Raw genomic sequence first — 16839 nt, 5'->3', positions numbered from 1 at the left:
CCCGCATGGCCGCGCCCGCGCCAGTCGGCTGAAGGGCTCGCCTGCGGGCGGCATCCGTGCGTGCGCCGGGCCGTCCGCGCGAACGGAGGCGCGCAAGGCGCCGCAAAACGCTCTGCGCCCTGCCTCAATCCGTCGCGCATCGCCGCCGGGCCGCACGGCGGGCGGGCGCACACTTCGCGCATACCCCGACGGCTCCGCCGCGCCCATCCGCCTATACTGGAATGGCTTTCATGGCTTTCGACGAAGGCACGCACGGCGCAGCTCTCTCGCCTGCGCCGCACCAGGCAATGACCGAAGACAAGAAGGACGAACTGGAGTCGCCCTATGACGAGCGTTGCACAGGTACTCAAATCCAAGCCGGAACAGGTGGTCTACACGATTGCCGCTGACGATTCCGTCTACGACGCCATCCGCCTGATGGCCGACAAGCAGATTGGCGCGCTGGTCGTCACCGACGGCCCCGATATCGTCGGCATCGTCACGGAGCGCGACTACGCGCGCAAGATCGTGCTGATGGACCGCTCGTCAAAGACGACGGCCGTGCGCGACATCATGAGCCCGCACGTGCGATTCGTGGAACTCGATCAGACCACCTACGACTGCATGGCGCTGATGACACAGCGACGCATGCGCCACCTGCCGGTGTTGGCGGACGGCGAGCTCGTGGGCATGGTGTCGATCGGCGACCTCGTGAAGGAGATCATCGCCGAGCAGCAGTTCACCATCGAGCAGCTCGAGCACTACATCACCGGCGGTCCCGGCACCTGACGCCTTACAGCGCTTCACCCCGCCCTTGCGCGCAAACGCACGCAAACGCGCACGCGCACGCGCACGCGCACGCAAACGCAGGCGAACGCACACCGACGCACGCAGCAAAAAAAGCCCAATCCTTCGCGGGTTGGGCATAAGCCACCTTGCGGCGGCGGAGGTTCCACGCATGAAAAAACGCGCGATCTCTCGCGGGTCGGCGCGGCGGCTCGTTGCGCCGCGCCGGCTCGCCGGATAGGGGTGCTGGACACTTATCCAGTCATGCGGCTCGACGCACCACCGCGCGCCGGATCAATCCCGACGCCGCGGCGTGGCGATCTGAACGGCTTGCGTCGATGAATCGACGTGACTGAGCGGAGGTTTACCGCTCAGTTGCAACTCAATTCCCGAAGTAAATCGACTGCGACGGCGCCAGATGGGCCGGTTGACCCGACTGCGTCGAACCCGCGGGGGCGCCGCCATAGCTGGTATCGGCAACCGGCTGCTGAGTCCGGGCCACATCCTGCTGCTGCGCGACGCGCGCTTCGGCCGCCTGAATGTCACGCGGATAAGTGGCGTCGTTCGACGTCGCCGGGTTATAGCCTGCCTGCTCGATCTGGATGAGTTCCTGACGGACTTCCGCGCGCGTCTTCGGCGCGTTGGTCTGGTCTTGAGCGAACGAGAGTGCCGGAGCGGCGAGAAGCGCGGCGATAGCCGCGGCTTGAATGAGCGTACGGGTATTCATGGTTACTAACCTCCATCACTTGTTTTCAGGTCGGCGTCTAACGGCACATCTGGCGTTCGCCGACCAGTGACTTCAGTTTATTGAGACAGCAGATCAGGGGAAATACCTATTTCCCCAAAATACAGTTTCGTTCTTGACAACAATACAGGCCGCGCAACAATCCTCGAAAACGGGGTGGAATCCTATCTTTCCGGTCCGACTTTCGGATTCCATACGGAACCGCGTCACGCCGGTACGAGCAGCTTGCGCGGCCCGCTCACATACGGGCTGCCGATGGCATAAAAGCGCAGCGGAAGGTGCATCTCGCGCGACAGCCCGATGCGCGTCGTCGCACCGATGGCGAGCGATGCAGCCGCGTGCGCCGCGTCGCGGTCGCGGCCGATCCACAGCCCCTTGCCGCCGCACAGATCGACGCCGTCGAACGCCGCGCCGACGCCGAACGCCTGCGTGAGCCGTCCCGGCCCGCGCGCGAGTTCGCGCAGCGGCGCATCGGCGCGCCGCGCGGCCATCGACGCCAGCCCTTCGAGGGGCTCCACGGCGCGAAACAGCACGCCCGCGCCCACGCCGGCCGCCTCGCTCGACATGTTGAGCATCCACGAGACGCCGTACGTGAGCCGCACGTACGCGTGCCCGCGCGCGAGAAACAGCGACGCGTTCCAGCCGCGCGGACCGATGAACGCGTGCCCCGTCGAATCGCCGACCGGATACGCCTCCACTTCCACGAGCCGTCCGCTCACTCGGCCTTCGGGCAGATCGTGGACCAGATACTTGCCGACCATGAAACGCGCGAGCGCCACGGTATCCACCGGCAGTTCGTCGCGCGCGAGCGCCACGATGGAACGCGCGGGCGGCGCGGCGTCGCTGACACCGCCCGCGCGCCGCGTCACCGCGCCGCCTCGCTCGACTGCGTCGCGCCGCGCAATTTCGCGACATCCGCCGCGCCCACCGCACCGCGCTTGTTGTTCCAGCCCGCGCGGATAAAGCTCAGCACGTCGGCGATCTGCTGGTCGCTGAGCTGGTCGCGATACGCGGGCATCGGATACGGCGCCGGGATGCCCTGGATCACGAGGTCGCCGGTGCCGTTGAGCGTGACATTGATGAGCGACGACGCGTCCTTTTCCAGCACGTTCGGATTGCCCGCCAGCGGCGCGAACATCGGCGCGAAACCGCGTCCGTCGGCGCCGTGGCAGTGCATGCAGAACGCCGTGTAGACGCGCGCGCCCGCATCGTTCGCGGGGCGTCCGAGCGACACCTTCGTCGCCTGCGGATCGTACGCATAGGCGGGCGCGCCGTCGCCGCCCGCGGGCGGCAGCGATTTCAGATACGCGGACATCGCCTGCACATCCGCGTCGTTCATTGCCTGCGTGCTGTTGTTGATGACGCTCGTCATCGCGCCGAACGCCGACGCGTGCTGGTTCGCACCCGTCTTGAGGAACTGCGCGAGATCGGCCTCGCTCCAGCGCCCGAGCCCGGTGTTGTGCTCGCCCGTCAGATTCGACGCGTACCAGTTGTCGAGCAGCGCGCCGGTAAGGAACGCGTTGCCGCTCTCGTCGAGCGCCTGCTCGTTGAAGCCGACGCCGCGCGGCGTGTGGCACGAGCCGCAATGGCCGAGCCCTTGCACGAGATACGCGCCGCGATTCCATGCGGCGTCCTTGCCCGGCTTGTCCTGGTACGGGCCCTTCTTGAGGAAGAACACGTTCCAGATCTTGAGCGGCCAGCGCATGTTCATCGGCCACTTGATGTCGCTGTCGCGGTTGTCCTGCTTCACGGGCTGCACGCCGTGCATGAAGTACGCGTAGAGCGCGGCCACGTCGTCGTCGCGCACCTTCGCATAGGACGGATACGGCATCGCCGGATAGAGATTGTGGCCGTCCTTCGCCACGCCCTCGCGCAGCGCGCGCGCGAAATCTTCCTGCGTATAACCGCCGATGCCCGTATCCGGATCGGGCGTGATGTTGGTCGTGTAGATGTGGCCGAGCGGCGTGCTCATCGGCAGGCCGCCCGCGAACGGCTTGCCGTGCGGCGCGGTGTGGCAGGCCGCGCAGTCGCCGGCCGCGGCGAGGTAAGCGCCGCGCTGGATCAGCGCGCTGTCCGCGGACGTGGCGTTGTCCTGCGCATGCGCGAACTGCGGCGCGAGCGTGCAGGCGAGCGCGGCAAAGGCCATGCGCGCGACGGAGCGCACGGTCGAACGGACAGCGGAGCGCACGACGGGCGTCATCGAGGCGGTGTGGATCGTTTTCATCGTCGTCGCCTCCTCAAGCCGTTTTCGTGTTCATGAGCTGACGGCCCACCGGCAGCTTGCGCAGCCGCGTGCCGGTCGCCGCATAGATCGCGTTCGTGACCGCGGGCGCGAGCGCCGCCGTGCCCGGTTCGCCGATCCCGCCCGGCGCTTCCGTGCTCGGCACGATATGCACCTCGATCACGGGCGATTCGTCGATGCGCAGAATCCGGTAGTCGGTGAAATTGGTCTGCGTGACGCGGCCGCGCTCGATCGTGATCTCGCCATACAGCGCCGCCGTGATGCCGAACACGATGCCGCCCTGCACCTGCGCCTCGATCGTGGTCGGGTTCACGACCATGCCGCAATCGACGGCCGCGACCACGCGATTCACGCGCACCTCGCCGTCGGTCACGGTCACGTCGGCGACCATCGCGAAGAAGCTGCCGAACGCGTGCATCACCGAGACGCCGCGCCCTTGCCCCTTCGGCATCGGCGGTCCCCAGTTGGCCGCGCGCGTGGCGACGTCGAGCACGCCCAGCGCGCGCGGCGACTTGCCGAGCAGATTGCGCCGATAGGTCACGGGATCGGTTTTCGCGGCCGCCGCGCATTCGTCGACGAAGCTCTCGACCACGAAGGTGCCGCGCGTCGGGCCAACGCCGCGCCAGAACGCGGTCGGCACCGTATGCGGCTCCTGGCGCACGTATTCGATCAGCTGATTCGGCAGGTCGTACGGCAGATCGACGGCCACTTCCACCGCGTCGGGATCGACGCCGTTCTTGAACGCGGGCGGCGCGAAACGCGCCATGATCGACGAGCCGACGATGCGGTGCTGCCACGCCGCCGGCTTGCCGTTCGCGTCGAGCCCCGCCGAGATGCGGTCGTAGTAATACGGCCGGTACATATCGTGCTGGATGTCCTCCTCGCGCGTCCAGAATACCTTGACCGGCGTGCTCACCTGCTTGCCGACCTTGAGCGCCTGGGTGATCGCATCGACTTCCAGACGCCGCCCGAAACCGCCGCCGAGCAGATAGTTGTGCAGCACGATCTGCTCGGGCTTGAGACCGGTGACGGCCACGCCCGCATCGACCGCGCGCGTGGGCACCTGGGTGCCGACCCAGATCTCGCAGGCATCGGCGCGCACGTGCACGGTGCAGTTGATCGGCTCCATCGTGGCGTGCGCGAGAAACGGCTGCTCGTACACGGCGTCGACGCGCGTTTTCGCGCCGTTGAACGCCTGCTGCACGTCGCCGTCCTTGCGCGCGACCGCGCCCGGCTGCTGCTGCGCCGCGTTCGCCAGATCGCCGACGATCTGCCGCATCGACAGATTCGCCGCCGCGCCTTCGCTCCATTCGATCACGAGCGCCGCCGCGCCGCGCTTGGCGGCCCACGTGTGCGCGCCGATCACGGCCACGCCGTTGTCGATCTTGACGATCTGCGTGACGCCCGGAATCTTGCGCGCGTGCGTGTCGTCCACGCGCACGAGCGTGCCGCCGAACACCGGACAATTGACGATGGCCGCGTAGACCATGCCGGGCAGCCGCACGTCGAGGCCGAACAGCGCCGAGCCGTCCACCTTCTCGGGTGAGTCGAGGCGTCGGGTCGGCTTGCCGATCAGCGTGAAATCCTTCGGGCTCTTGAGCGCCACGTTCTGCGGCGCCGGCAGCTTCGCGGCGGCGTCCACGAGTTCGCCGTAGGCGGCGCGGCGGCCGCTCGCGTCGTGCAGCACCTGGCCGCTCTTCGCGTGGCAACTGGCCGGATCGACCTGCCATTGCTGCGCCGCCGCCGCGATCAGCGCGGCGCGCGCGGTCGCGCCCGCCTGGCGCATCGGCTCCCACGCATAGCGGATCGAGGTCGAGCCGCCGGTGAGCTGACCGCCGAGCAGCGGATCGGTGAACAGTTTCGCGTCGGGCGGCGCGTGATCGAGCGTCACGCTGTCGAGCGGCACTTCGAGTTCTTCGGCGATCAGCATCGGAATCGACGTGTACACGCCCTGCCCCATCTCCACCTTCGGGATGATCAGCGTGACCTTGCCCGCGCGGTCGATCTGGATGAACGCGTTCGGCTCGAACACGCCCGACTGCGGCGTCTCGTTGCCGTCGCCGCCGACCACCGAGCGGCGCGCGGCGCTATCGCCCTGCGCGCCCGCCGAGAAGCTGAAACCGAGCAGCAGACCGCCGCCCGCCGCCGCGCCGAGCTTGAGAAACGCGCGGCGCGAAACCTGCGATTGAGCGGCGCGCGCGTGCGCCACGCCGTTTTGCGCGTCGAGAAGACCTTGTGACATCTCAGGCCTCCTTCGCGGCTTGTTTGATCGCCGCGCGGATGCGGCTATAGGTGCCGCAGCGGCAGATGTTGCCGGTCATGGCGGCGTCGATGTCGGCATCGCTCGGGTTGGGATTCGCCGCCAGCAGCGCCGCCGCCGACATCACCTGCCCGGACTGGCAGTAGCCGCACTGCACCACGTCGATCACGCGCCACGCCTTCTGCACTTTCTGGCCCGCGGGCGTCGCGCCCACGGCTTCGATCGTCGTGATCTTGCGGCCTTCGAGCGCCGCGACGGGCAGCACGCACGAGCGCACCGCGACGCCGTCGAGATGCACGGTGCACGCGCCGCATTGCGCGATGCCGCAACCGAACTTCGTGCCGGTCAGGCCGACGATGTCGCGCAGCACCCAGAGCAGCGGCATGTCGGGTGGCGCGTCGATCGTGTGGGTTTCGCCGTTAATGGTTAACGTCGTCATGGGGGCGGCTCTCCGGTGTGGGGATTTGTCGGTTATCGTCGATCAATCGAAGGCCTGGCGCGCGCGTTGTTCCGGTGCGCCGCGCAAATCGCGCGGACGTGGCACCGAATGCACGCCCTGCGGCCTGGCGAGGATTCGCGGAGTGTAGCGCCGACTTTAAAGACCTGCCGACAAGCGTGTCGTCGAGACGTCGGAGCACCGGCGGCCGGCAAGCGTCGGCGCATGCGCGCCGCATCATCACGACACGCAGGCGGCCCTTGCGCTACCATCGATTAATTCAAGATTGCGACGGCGCCTGCGCGCCGTGTCGCCCACTTTCGAAGGAGCCGCCACGATGGACGAAGCCCGCGCGATTCAATTTCTCAACGAGATCCGCAAGCCCCTGCTCACGCTGCACAAGGCCATCCTCGACCACGAGCGCGCCGAGTACGAACGCGAGTTCGGCGCGACCACGCCCGCGGCCTTCTTGCAGGCGCTGATCAACGGGACGGGCTATCGCTGGCTGACGCCGTTCTCCACGGTGATCGCCAACGTGGACGAAACGCTCGACGCCAAGGACGCCAAGCCCGAGGACCGCGTGGGCGCGGTGGAAGGCGTGTCCGGGCTGTTCTCGGGCGAGGAATCGAAGGAGTTCTACGAGCGCTATCAGGCGCTGCTGCAAAAGAGCCCCGAGGTGCTGCATCTGCACGGCGCGGTCGCGCAACTGCTCAACGGCATCAAGAACTGAGGCCGCGCGGCGCGCCTGGGTTGCGCGCGTCAGTTAGCGCACACGATCAGCGCTTCGCGGCCCGCAAGCGCCGCCACAGCGTGGTCTTGCTGATGCCGAGCTGTTCGCACACGCGCTCGCGATCGCCGTCGCAAGCGTCGAGCGCCGCGCGAATTTCGTCGGCCTGCGCGCTCAGGGTGCGCTCGCGCAGCGTCGGCGGCGCGTCGCCGGATTCAGGCGGCGTATCGATGCCGACGTCGCGCGACGCATCGCCCGCCGACGCCTCGCGCGGCGCGGCCAACACTTCCGGCGCGATCGCGCGCAACACCTCGGGCGTGATCACGTCCACATCGGAATCCGCGAGTTCCACCACGATCCGCTCGACCACGTTCTGCAACTCGCGCACATTGCCGGGCCACGCATGGCGTTCGAGCGCGCCGCCGATCGGCGCCAGCGCTCGCGCCGCATCGTCCTGGGTGCGGATTCTGAGCGCCACGCGCGGTTCGCGTCGCGCCGATTGCAGCAGCAGTTCGGCGGCGAGCGGCTCGATATCGGCATGCCGTTCGCGCAGCGGCGGAATCGCCAGATTCAGAATGTTCAGCCGATAAAACAGGTCCGCGCGAAACGCGCCGGTCTCGATCTGCTCGGTCAGCGCGCGATGCGTCGCGGCCACCACGCGCACGTCGACGCGCGTCGGTTCCGTCGCGCCCAGCCGCACCACTTCGCGCTCCTGCAACACGCGCAGCAAGCGGCTCTGCAATGGCAACGGCATCTCGCCGATCTCGTCGAGAAACAGCGTGCCGCGATGCGCCGCCTCGATCAGCCCGACCTTGCCGCCGCGCCGCGCGCCCGTGAACGCGCCCTCCTCGTAGCCGAACAGCTCGCTCTCCAGCAGCGCCTCCGGAAACGCGCCGCAATTGATCGCGACGAACGGAAAATCGCGCCGCGCGCTTTCGCGATGCAGCCCCTGCGCGACCACCTCCTTGCCGGTGCCGCTTTCGCCGCGGATCAGCACGGTCGCATCCGATTTCGCGTAACGCTGCGCCAGTTGCCGCACGCGCGCGATGCCGGGCGTCGCGCCGCTCAGATCGGCGATGCGCCAGCGCGCCACGAACTGCTGCGTGCGCTGCCGCGAGCGCAGCGTGCGGTCGAGCCGCTCCACCGCGCGCGATTCCTGGAACGTCAGCACCGCGCCCGTGGTCACGCCGTTGTCGACCAGCGGCCCGCGATGCACGACATAGCTCACGCCGCGCACGGTTTCGAGCGATTCGCCGTCGGCGTCGGGCAGCGTGAAGGCGATGTCGGGCGCGAGCGCGGCGAGCGGCTGCCCCGCCGCCGCCGACGGATCGATGCCCAGCACGCCCGCGAGACGCTGATTGATCGCCTCCACGCGGCCGCGCGCGTCGAGCGCGACCACGCCGTCGCGCAGATGCTGCAACACGCTGTCGAGCCGCTGACGCCGCTGCGTCTCGCGCCACGTGGCCTGCACGACTTCGAGCGCGTTACCGAACGCCGCATGCACCGACGAGCGCGAATAGACGAAGAACGGCACCAGCCCGAGCCGCGCCGCGAGATCGTTGACGAGACCCGGCCCGACCACCGCGCCCACGCCGCGGTCACGCAGATCGAGCACGCAGGCCTCGGCGTCCTGCACAGTGCGATACGAGGCGAACACCACGTCGATGCCATAGGCGCTCGCGAAACGCCGCACCTCGCTGGGCGTCTCGCCATACGTGACGAGCGCGACCAGATCGGCCTCGCGGCGCGCGCGGGCGAGCGCCTGCATCACGTCGAAACCGGTGGGTTGCACGAGCACGACGGGCAAATCGACGCGCGACTTCAGATACGTGCCGTTCGAGCCGGCCGCCACCACTACGTCGGGGCGCTGGCCCGGAGCGGCGGCGGCGATCTCGGCGGCGGCCTCCTCGAAGCCGCGCGGCACCACGCGCAGGTCGGCGCGGTCGTCGTATTCGCGCGCGATGTCGCGGAACAGGTCGCGCAGGCGGCTGATGCCCATCGCCCAGACGCGCGGGCGGAATTCCGAAGGTGCGGGAAAGCGGTTCATGAGTGGGTTGCGGCGGATTTCACGAGATTCTTTTCATTATTGCGCTTCTATTTCAAATTTGAAATCGACATTTCACTTGTGAAATCGGGGCGTGAGCGACACGCGCCGCGATCCGGCGCAAAATCAACGCGTTAGCGGCAGGCCTTCGCGCTGGCACGGTATCTGCAGTATCTGCGCCCGTTCCCTCGGAGAATCAACACATGAACAGCAAATCCCCCTCGAGCGCCGGCGCGAAATTCCGCGCCGCCGTGGCTACCGAACACCCGCTGCAAGTCGTCGGCGCGATCACCGCCTACGCCGCGAAGCTCGCCGAGCAGACCGGCTTCAAGGCCGTCTATCTGTCCGGCGGCGGCGTGGCCGCGAACTCGCTGGGCGTACCGGACCTCGGCATCAGCACGATGGACGACGTGCTCATCGACGCGCGCCGCATCACCGACGCGGTCGACATTCCGCTGATGGTCGACATCGACACGGGCTGGGGCGGCGCCTTCAACATCGCGCGCACGATCAAGTCGTTCATCAAGGCGGGCGTGGCGGCCGTGCACCTCGAAGACCAGGTGGGCCAGAAGCGCTGCGGTCATCGCCCGGGCAAGGAAGTCGTTTCCACCGACGAAATGGTCGACCGCGTGAAGGCCGCCGTGGACGCGCGCACCGACGACCAGTTCGTGATCATGGCGCGCACCGACGCGGCCGCCGTGGAAGGCATCGACGCCGCAATCGAGCGCGCCATCGCCTACGTGGAAGCGGGCGCGGACATGATCTTCCCCGAAGCGATGAAGACGCTCGACGACTACCGCCGCTTCCGCGCGGCCGTGAAGGTGCCGATCCTCGCGAATTTGACCGAGTTCGGCTCGACGCCGTTTTTCACGACCGACGAGCTCAACAGTGCGAACGTGGACATCGCGCTCTACTGCTGCGGCGCGTATCGTGCGATGAACGCGGCGGCGCTGAACTTCTACGAGACGGTCAAGCGCGACGGCACGCAAAAAGCCGCCGTGTCGACCATGCAGACGCGCGAGGATCTCTATAAGTACCTCGGCTATCACGCTTACGAAGACAAGCTCGACGCGCTGTTCGCGGCGAAGAAGTAAGCGGCGCGCGCCGCCCCCAATCATTCGAGACATCCAGAAAGAGGAAGACATCATGAGCGAAACGGACAACACCACGCAGGCCGCAGGCGGTTTCAAGCCCAAGAAGTCGGTCGCGCTTTCGGGCGTGGCGGCGGGCAACACGGCGCTGTGCACGGTCGGCCGCACCGGTAACGACCTGCACTATCGCGGCTACGACATTCTCGACCTCGCCACCGCGTGCGAGTTCGAGGAAGTCGCGTATCTGCTGGTGCACGGCAAGCTGCCGAACACGGCCGAACTCGCCGCGTACAAGACGAAGCTCAAGGCGCTGCGCGGCCTGCCCGCGAACGTGAAGGCGGCGCTCGAATGGGTGCCGGCCTCCGCGCATCCGATGGACGTGATGCGCACGGGCGTCTCCGTGCTCGGCACGGTGCTGCCCGAAAAGGACGATCACAACCTGCCGGGCGCGCGCGATATCGCCGACCGCCTGATGGCCTCGCTCGGCTCGATGCTGCTGTACTGGTATCACTATTCGCACAACGGCAAGCGCATCGAAGTGGAAACCGACGACGACTCGATCGGCGGCCATTTCCTGCATCTGCTGCACGGCGTGGAGCCGTCGAAGTCGTGGGTCGATGCGATGCACGTCTCGCTCAATCTGTACGCCGAGCACGAGTTCAACGCCTCGACCTTCACGAGCCGCGTGATCGCGGGCACGGGCGCGGACATCTACTCGGCCATCACGGGCGCGATCGGCGCGCTGCGCGGTCCGAAGCACGGCGGCGCGAACGAAGTGGCGTTCGAGATCCAGTCGCGCTACGACGACGCCGATCAGGCTGAAGCCGACATTCGCGCGCGCGTCGAGAAGAAGGAGGTCGTGATCGGCTTCGGCCATCCGGTCTATACGATCTCGGACCCGCGCAACAAGGTGATCAAGGAAGTCGCGAAGAAGCTCTCGAAGGAGCAGTCGAATCTCAAGCTGTTCGAAATCGCCGAGCGCCTCGAATCGACGATGTGGGACGTCAAGAAGATGTTCCCGAACCTCGACTGGTTCAGCGCCGTCTCGTACCACATGATGGGCGTGCCGACCGCGATGTTCACGCCGCTGTTCGTGATCGCGCGCACCGCAGGCTGGAGCGCGCACATCATCGAGCAACGCATCGACAACAAGATCATCCGTCCGAGCGCCAACTACACCGGCCCGGAAAACCTGAAGTTCGTGCCGATCGGCAAGCGCTGATCCGCTCCGCCAGTCGTCCGGACGGCATAGACCATACGGACGACTGCACGACGGCGGCGCGCATGCGTAGAGTGATGGCGTGAAGTCGTCGCCTGCGCCGCGCGCCGCGGCAATCCGCTGCAACCCTACTCAAACCATTGGTCCCCAAGCCGTGAATACCGCCCATCGCAAAGCCCTGCCCGGCACCCGGCTCGATTACTTCGACGCGCGCGAAGCCGTCGAGGCCATCCAGCCCGGCGCCTGGGACACGCTGCCGTACACCTCGCGCGTGCTCGCCGAAAATCTCGTGCGCCGCTGCGACCCGGCCACCCTCAACGCCTCGCTCGCGCAGCTCGTCGAACGCAAGCGCGACCTCGATTTCCCGTGGTATCCGGCGCGCGTCGTCTGCCACGACATTCTCGGCCAGACCGCGCTCGTCGACCTCGCCGGCCTGCGCGACGCCATCGCCGATCAAGGCGGCGACCCCGCCAAGGTGAATCCGGTCGTGCCGGTGCAGCTGATCGTCGATCACTCGCTCGCCGTGGAGTGCGGCGGCTTCGACCCGGACGCGTTCAAGAAGAACCGCGCGATCGAAGACCGCCGCAACGAAGACCGCTTCGACTTCATCAACTGGACGAAGAAGGCCTTCAAGAACGTCGACGTGATCCCGCCCGGCAACGGCATCATGCACCAGATCAATCTGGAGAAGATGTCGCCGGTGATCGGCACCCACGACGGCGTGGCCTATCCGGACACCTGCGTGGGCACCGACAGCCACACGCCGCACGTGGACGCGCTCGGCGTGATCGCCATCGGCGTCGGCGGCCTCGAAGCCGAGAATGTCATGCTCGGCCGCGCCTCGTGGATGCGCCTGCCCGACATCGTCGGCGTGGAGCTCACGGGCAAGCGCCAGCCCGGCATCACGGCCACCGACATCGTGCTCGCACTGACCGAATTCCTGCGCAAGGAAAAGGTCGTGGGCGCGTATCTGGAATTCCGCGGCGCGGGCGCGTCGAGCCTCACGCTCGGCGACCGCGCGACCATCTCGAACATGGCGCCCGAGTACGGCGCCACGGCCGCGATGTTCTTCATCGACGACCAGACGCTTGCGTATCTGCGCCTCACGGGCCGCGATGAAGAACAGGTGAAGCTGGTCGAGACTTACGCGAAAACGGCGGGCCTGTGGGCCGATTCGCTCGCGCACGCGCGGTACGAGCGCACGCTCACGTTCGATCTGTCGAGCGTGGTGCGCAACATGGCGGGGCCGTCGAATCCGCACAAGCGCCTGCCCACGTCCGACCTCGCGGCACGCGGCATCGCCGGACAATGGGAAGAAACGCCGGGCCAGATGCCCGACGGCGCGGTGATCATCGCGGCCATTACGAGCTGCACGAACACCAGCAATCCGCGCAACGTGATTGCGGCGGCGCTGCTCGCGCGCAATGCGAACGCGCGCGGCCTCACGCGCAAGCCGTGGGTCAAGAGCTCGCTCGCGCCGGGATCGAAGGCCGTGGAGCTGTATCTGGAAGAAGCGAAGCTGCTGCCGGATCTGGAGAAGCTGGGCTTTGGCATCGTCGCGTTCGCGTGTACCACGTGCAACGGCATGTCGGGCGCGCTCGATCCGAAGATCCAGCAGGAGATCGTCGACCGCGATCTGTACGCGACCGCCGTGCTGTCGGGCAACCGCAATTTCGACGGCCGCATTCATCCGTACGCGAAGCAGGCGTTTCTCGCCTCGCCGCCGCTCGTGGTGGCGTATGCGATCGCGGGCACGATCCGCTTCGACATCGAGAAAGACGTACTCGGCACCGACCCGCAAGGTCAGCCGGTGTTTCTGAAGGACCTCTGGCCGAGCGACGAGGAAATCGACGCCATCGTGGCGCAGAGTGTGAAGCCCGAGCAGTTCCGCAAGGTCTACGAACCGATGTTCGCGGTCACGGCGGCGAGCGGCGAAACCACCGACCCGCTTTACGACTGGCGCGCGCAAAGCACCTACATCCGCCGTCCGCCGTACTGGGAAGGCGCGCTCGCGGGCGAACGCACGCTGCGCGGCCTGCGTCCGCTCGCGGTGCTCGGCGACAACATCACGACCGACCACCTGTCGCCGTCGAACGCGATTCTGCCGAATAGCGCGGCGGGCGAATACCTCGCGAAAATGGGCTTGCCCGAAGAGGATTTCAACTCGTACGCGACGCACCGTGGCGATCACCTGACGGCGCAGCGCGCGACGTTCGCGAATCCCACGCTCGTCAACGAAATGGCCGTGGTCGACGGCGCGGTGAAGAAAGGTTCGCTGGCGCGCATCGAGCCGGAAGGCCAGGTCGTGCGCATGTGGGAAGCAATCGAAACCTACATGGACCGCAAGCAGCCGCTCATCATCATCGCGGGTGCGGATTACGGCCAGGGATCGTCGCGCGACTGGGCGGCCAAGGGCGTGCGCCTTGCGGGCGTGGAGGTGATCGTGGCGGAAGGCTTCGAGCGCATTCACCGCACCAACCTGATCGGCATGGGCGTGCTGCCGCTGGAGTTCAAGGCGGGCACGAACCGCACGACGCTCGGTATCGACGGCACGGAGACGTTCGACGTGCGCGGCGAGCGCACGCCGCGCGCCGAGCTGACGCTGGTGATCAACCGCAAGAACGGCGAGCGCGTGGAGGTGCCGGTGACGTGCCGCCTGGACACGGCGGAGGAAGTCTCGATTTACGAAGCGGGCGGTGTACTGCAACGCTTTGCGCAAGACTTCCTGGAATCGACGCAAGCCTGACACGCCCCTCTCCCCCGGCCCCTCTCCCAGGGGAGAGGGGGGCACAATTCGACACGGGATTTTTATGAGCCATCAACCCCAGATCAAGATTCCCGCCACCTACCTGCGCGGCGGCACCAGCAAGGGCGTGTTCTTCCGCCTGCAGGATCTGCCCGCGGCCGCACAACAACCCGGCGTCGCGCGCGACCGGCTGCTGATGCGCGTGATCGGCAGCCCCGACCCCTACGGCAAGCAGATCGACGGCATGGGCGGCGCCACCTCCAGCACGAGCAAGACCGTGATCGTCGCGAAAAGCGAGCGCGCCGGCCACGACGTCGACTATCTGTTCGGCCAGGTCGCCATCGACAAGGCCTTCGTCGACTGGAGCGGCAACTGCGGCAACCTCTCGGCGGCAGTCGGTCCGTTCGCGATCAGCAGCGGTCTCGTCGATCCCTCGCGCGTGCCCGACAACGGCGTCGCCGTCGTCCGCATCTGGCAAGCCAACATCGGCAAAACCATCGTCGCGCACGTGCCCGTCACGAATGGCCAGGTGCAGGAAACCGGCGATTTCGAACTCGATGGCGTGACCTTCCCCGCCGCCGAAGTGCAGCTCGAATTCCTCGACCCCGCCGCCGAGGAAGAAGGCGCGGGCGGCGCGATGTTCCCCACCGGCCATCTCGTGGACGACCTCGAAGTGCCCGGCGTCGGCACGCTCAAGGCCACCATGATCAACGCCGGCATTCCCACCATTTTCGTGAACGCCGAAGCCATCGGCTACACGGGCACGGAATTGCAGGACGCAATCAACAGCGACGCCGAGGCGCTCAAGAAGTTCGAGACCATCCGCGCGTACGGCGCGCTGCGCATGGGCCTCATCAAGCAGCTCGACGAAATCGCCACGCGTCAGCACACGCCGAAGATCGCCTTCGTCGCGAAGCCGGCGGCGTACACGGCGTCGAGCGGCAAGCGCGTCGAAACTGCCGACGTCGATCTGCTGGTGCGCGCGATGTCGATGGGCAAGCTGCATCACGCCATGATGGGCACGGCTGCCGTGGCCATCGGCACGGCGGCGGCCATTCCGGGCACGCTCGTGAATCTCGCGGCGGGCGGCGGCGAGCGCAACGCGGTGCGCTTCGGCCATCCGTCGGGCACGCTGCGCGTGGGCGCCGAAGCCAGCCAGCACGAAGGCGAATGGACCGTCACCAAGGCCATCATGAGCCGCAGCGCGCGCGTGCTGATGGAAGGCTGGGTGCGGGTGCCGGGCGACGCGTTCTAAGTCGCGTTTGCCGGAAGCGCACGATCACCGTTCGCGGCAATAAAAAAACCGCCCTGATGCAGCAACGCATCAGGGCGGTTTGTGTTTTTCGGCGCGACGCGCGATTTCAGCTCTGCGGCGTCGGCAGATACGGCATCGGATCGACCGGCTTGCCGTCGCGGCGCACCTCGAACAGCACCGCCACGCGGTCGTTGTTCTCGTTGCCCATTTCGGCGATCTGCTGACCCTGATGCACCATGTCGCCCGTCTTCACCAGCAGGCGGCGATTGTGCGAATACGCCGTCAGAAAGTCCTTGTTGTGCTGGACGATGATGAGGCTGCCGTACTCGTTCAGACCGGTGCCCGCATACATGACCTTGCCGTCGGCGGCGGCGATCACCGGATCGCCCGGCTTGCCTGCGATCTCGATGCCGCGCGTCGTGCCCGCCGCGAACGGCTCGACCACACGGCCCTGCGCGGGCCACACGAGCGTCACGCTGCTCGCGTGGCGCGCCACCTCGGCAGCCACGGCGCGGCTTTGCACGGTGTTCGCGGGTGCGGCGTTGCCCGGCGCGGCGGCCTGCACCGTGATCGTCTGCTTCGAGACGATCTTCAGCGACTGGCCCGCACGCAGGCGGCTATTCGACTTCAAACGGTTCCACGCCGACAGGTCCCGGACCGAGACGTTGTGGCTCGACGCAATGCGCTGCAGCGTGTCGCCGCGGCGCACGCGCACGTAGGTGGTCTTCGTGACGACGCGCGTGACCGGCGCGCTGGCGGCGGCTTGAGCCGCCTGGGCGGCGCTGGCTGCCGCGCCAGACGCGGGCGTGGCCGAAGCCGACGGGTCGGGTTGCGGCTGCGACGTCGGCGGGGTTTGCTGCTGGTCAACGTTTGCGCAGGCGCCCAGCAAAACGGCCAGGCCCACACCGGCGAGACCGGCACGCAAGCGAGACAGACCGTAGGTCCACTGACCCTGACGATCTTCGAACATGTTTTAGCTCCTTGTGCTGCGCGGCGGCTTGCGTCGTCCGGGTGGCATCGTGCGGTTTGCAGCGTCGTCGCGCGCTCCCGCCTCTCCTGGCCAACCCCGGACGCTCGCGTCCAGCCCGCTTCCATCTGCATTCAAATTACGTGCTTCTTCAAGCAAAACGCTCCAACCGTCGTACAAAAGTCGCACTACGGCTCAATAGCGTCCTTCCCGAAACACCCGGCATTGTAAAGCGCGCTTCACATATATCAGGGCTGCGACAACACTCTGATACCTCTGATACAACTCGCCCGACCCAGCGTCGTCGAAGCCGCTCGCGCGGCGACGCAAAAAACCGGGCAT

The 16839-nt window shown here is 67.1% G+C and carries 13 protein-coding genes; 6 read left to right on the top strand and 7 right to left on the bottom strand.

The genetic code is table 11. The features are described from left to right. Positions 1-324 precede the first annotated feature (324 nt). A complete protein-coding gene (locus tag SB764_RS29880; protein WP_065059485.1) occupies positions 325-768 on the top strand; it encodes a CBS domain-containing protein in 444 nt (147 codons plus the stop codon). Between the two features lie 379 nt (positions 769-1147). On the opposite strand, the gene SB764_RS29875 is transcribed toward SB764_RS29880, so the two are convergent. The 5 genes from SB764_RS29875 to SB764_RS29855 all read right to left on the bottom strand — a co-directional run bounded on the left by SB764_RS29875 (position 1148) and on the right by SB764_RS29855 (position 6451). After that, positions 1148-1492, bottom strand: a complete 345-nt coding sequence (locus SB764_RS29875; protein WP_183039393.1) for a DUF4148 domain-containing protein — start codon at positions 1490-1492, stop codon at positions 1148-1150. Between the two features lie 224 nt (positions 1493-1716). Next, positions 1717-2379 carry a DNA-3-methyladenine glycosylase gene (locus tag SB764_RS29870; RefSeq protein ID WP_074986670.1) on the bottom strand — a complete coding sequence of 221 codons (663 nt, stop codon included), beginning with the start codon at positions 2377-2379 and terminating at the stop codon, positions 1717-1719. Further along, positions 2376-3656, bottom strand: a complete 1281-nt coding sequence (locus SB764_RS29865; protein ID WP_110328444.1) for a c-type cytochrome — start codon at positions 3654-3656, stop codon at positions 2376-2378. Before SB764_RS29865 ends, SB764_RS29870 begins: the two co-directional genes overlap by 4 nt. Before the next feature lie 91 nt (positions 3657-3747). Continuing rightward, a complete protein-coding gene (locus tag SB764_RS29860; RefSeq protein WP_065059481.1) occupies positions 3748-5994 on the bottom strand; it encodes a xanthine dehydrogenase family protein molybdopterin-binding subunit in 2247 nt (748 codons plus the stop codon). Between the two features lies 1 nt (position 5995). After that, on the bottom strand, positions 5996-6451 hold the full coding sequence (locus tag SB764_RS29855; RefSeq protein WP_065059480.1) for a (2Fe-2S)-binding protein: 456 nt from the start codon (positions 6449-6451) through the stop codon (positions 5996-5998). 334 nt (positions 6452-6785) lie between these two features. Here SB764_RS29855 and SB764_RS29850 point away from each other — a divergent pair, with 334 nt between their 5' ends. Continuing rightward, positions 6786-7178: a hypothetical protein gene (locus SB764_RS29850; protein WP_065059479.1), complete on the top strand. Its 393-nt coding sequence runs from the start codon at positions 6786-6788 to the stop codon at positions 7176-7178. Between the two features lie 46 nt (positions 7179-7224). Here SB764_RS29850 and prpR read toward each other — a convergent pair whose 3' ends face one another. Then, positions 7225-9222: a propionate catabolism operon regulatory protein PrpR gene (gene prpR, locus SB764_RS29845; protein WP_410865859.1), complete on the bottom strand. Its 1998-nt coding sequence runs from the start codon at positions 9220-9222 to the stop codon at positions 7225-7227. A 200-nt stretch (positions 9223-9422) separates the two neighbouring features. Between prpR and prpB the strand changes: the two genes are divergently transcribed. The 4 genes from prpB to prpF all read left to right on the top strand — a co-directional run bounded on the left by prpB (position 9423) and on the right by prpF (position 15530). Further along, a complete protein-coding gene (gene prpB, locus SB764_RS29840) occupies positions 9423-10313 on the top strand; it encodes a methylisocitrate lyase (RefSeq protein WP_065059477.1) in 891 nt (296 codons plus the stop codon). 52 nt (positions 10314-10365) lie between these two features. Continuing rightward, positions 10366-11532 (top strand): 2-methylcitrate synthase, encoded by a 1167-nt coding sequence (gene prpC, locus SB764_RS29835; RefSeq protein ID WP_065059476.1) that lies wholly within the window; start codon positions 10366-10368, stop codon positions 11530-11532. 151 nt (positions 11533-11683) lie between these two features. Continuing rightward, the gene (acnD, locus tag SB764_RS29830) at positions 11684-14275 is read left to right on the top strand and encodes a Fe/S-dependent 2-methylisocitrate dehydratase AcnD (protein WP_074986673.1); all 2592 of its coding nucleotides are present in this window, start codon (positions 11684-11686) and stop codon (positions 14273-14275) included. A 64-nt stretch (positions 14276-14339) separates the two neighbouring features. Further along, on the top strand, positions 14340-15530 hold the full coding sequence (gene prpF / locus SB764_RS29825; RefSeq protein ID WP_065059474.1) for a 2-methylaconitate cis-trans isomerase PrpF: 1191 nt from the start codon (positions 14340-14342) through the stop codon (positions 15528-15530). 106 nt (positions 15531-15636) lie between these two features. On the opposite strand, the gene SB764_RS29820 is transcribed toward prpF, so the two are convergent. Next, positions 15637-16500, bottom strand: a complete 864-nt coding sequence (locus SB764_RS29820) for a peptidoglycan DD-metalloendopeptidase family protein (protein WP_410865858.1) — start codon at positions 16498-16500, stop codon at positions 15637-15639. Between the last annotated feature and the right edge of the window lie 339 nt (positions 16501-16839).

This window comes from Paraburkholderia sp. SIMBA_027 (assembly GCF_046535315.1).
Lineage (GTDB): Bacteria > Pseudomonadota > Gammaproteobacteria > Burkholderiales > Burkholderiaceae > Paraburkholderia > Paraburkholderia tropica.
This window is presented reverse-complemented; position numbering and strand designations above follow the sequence as displayed.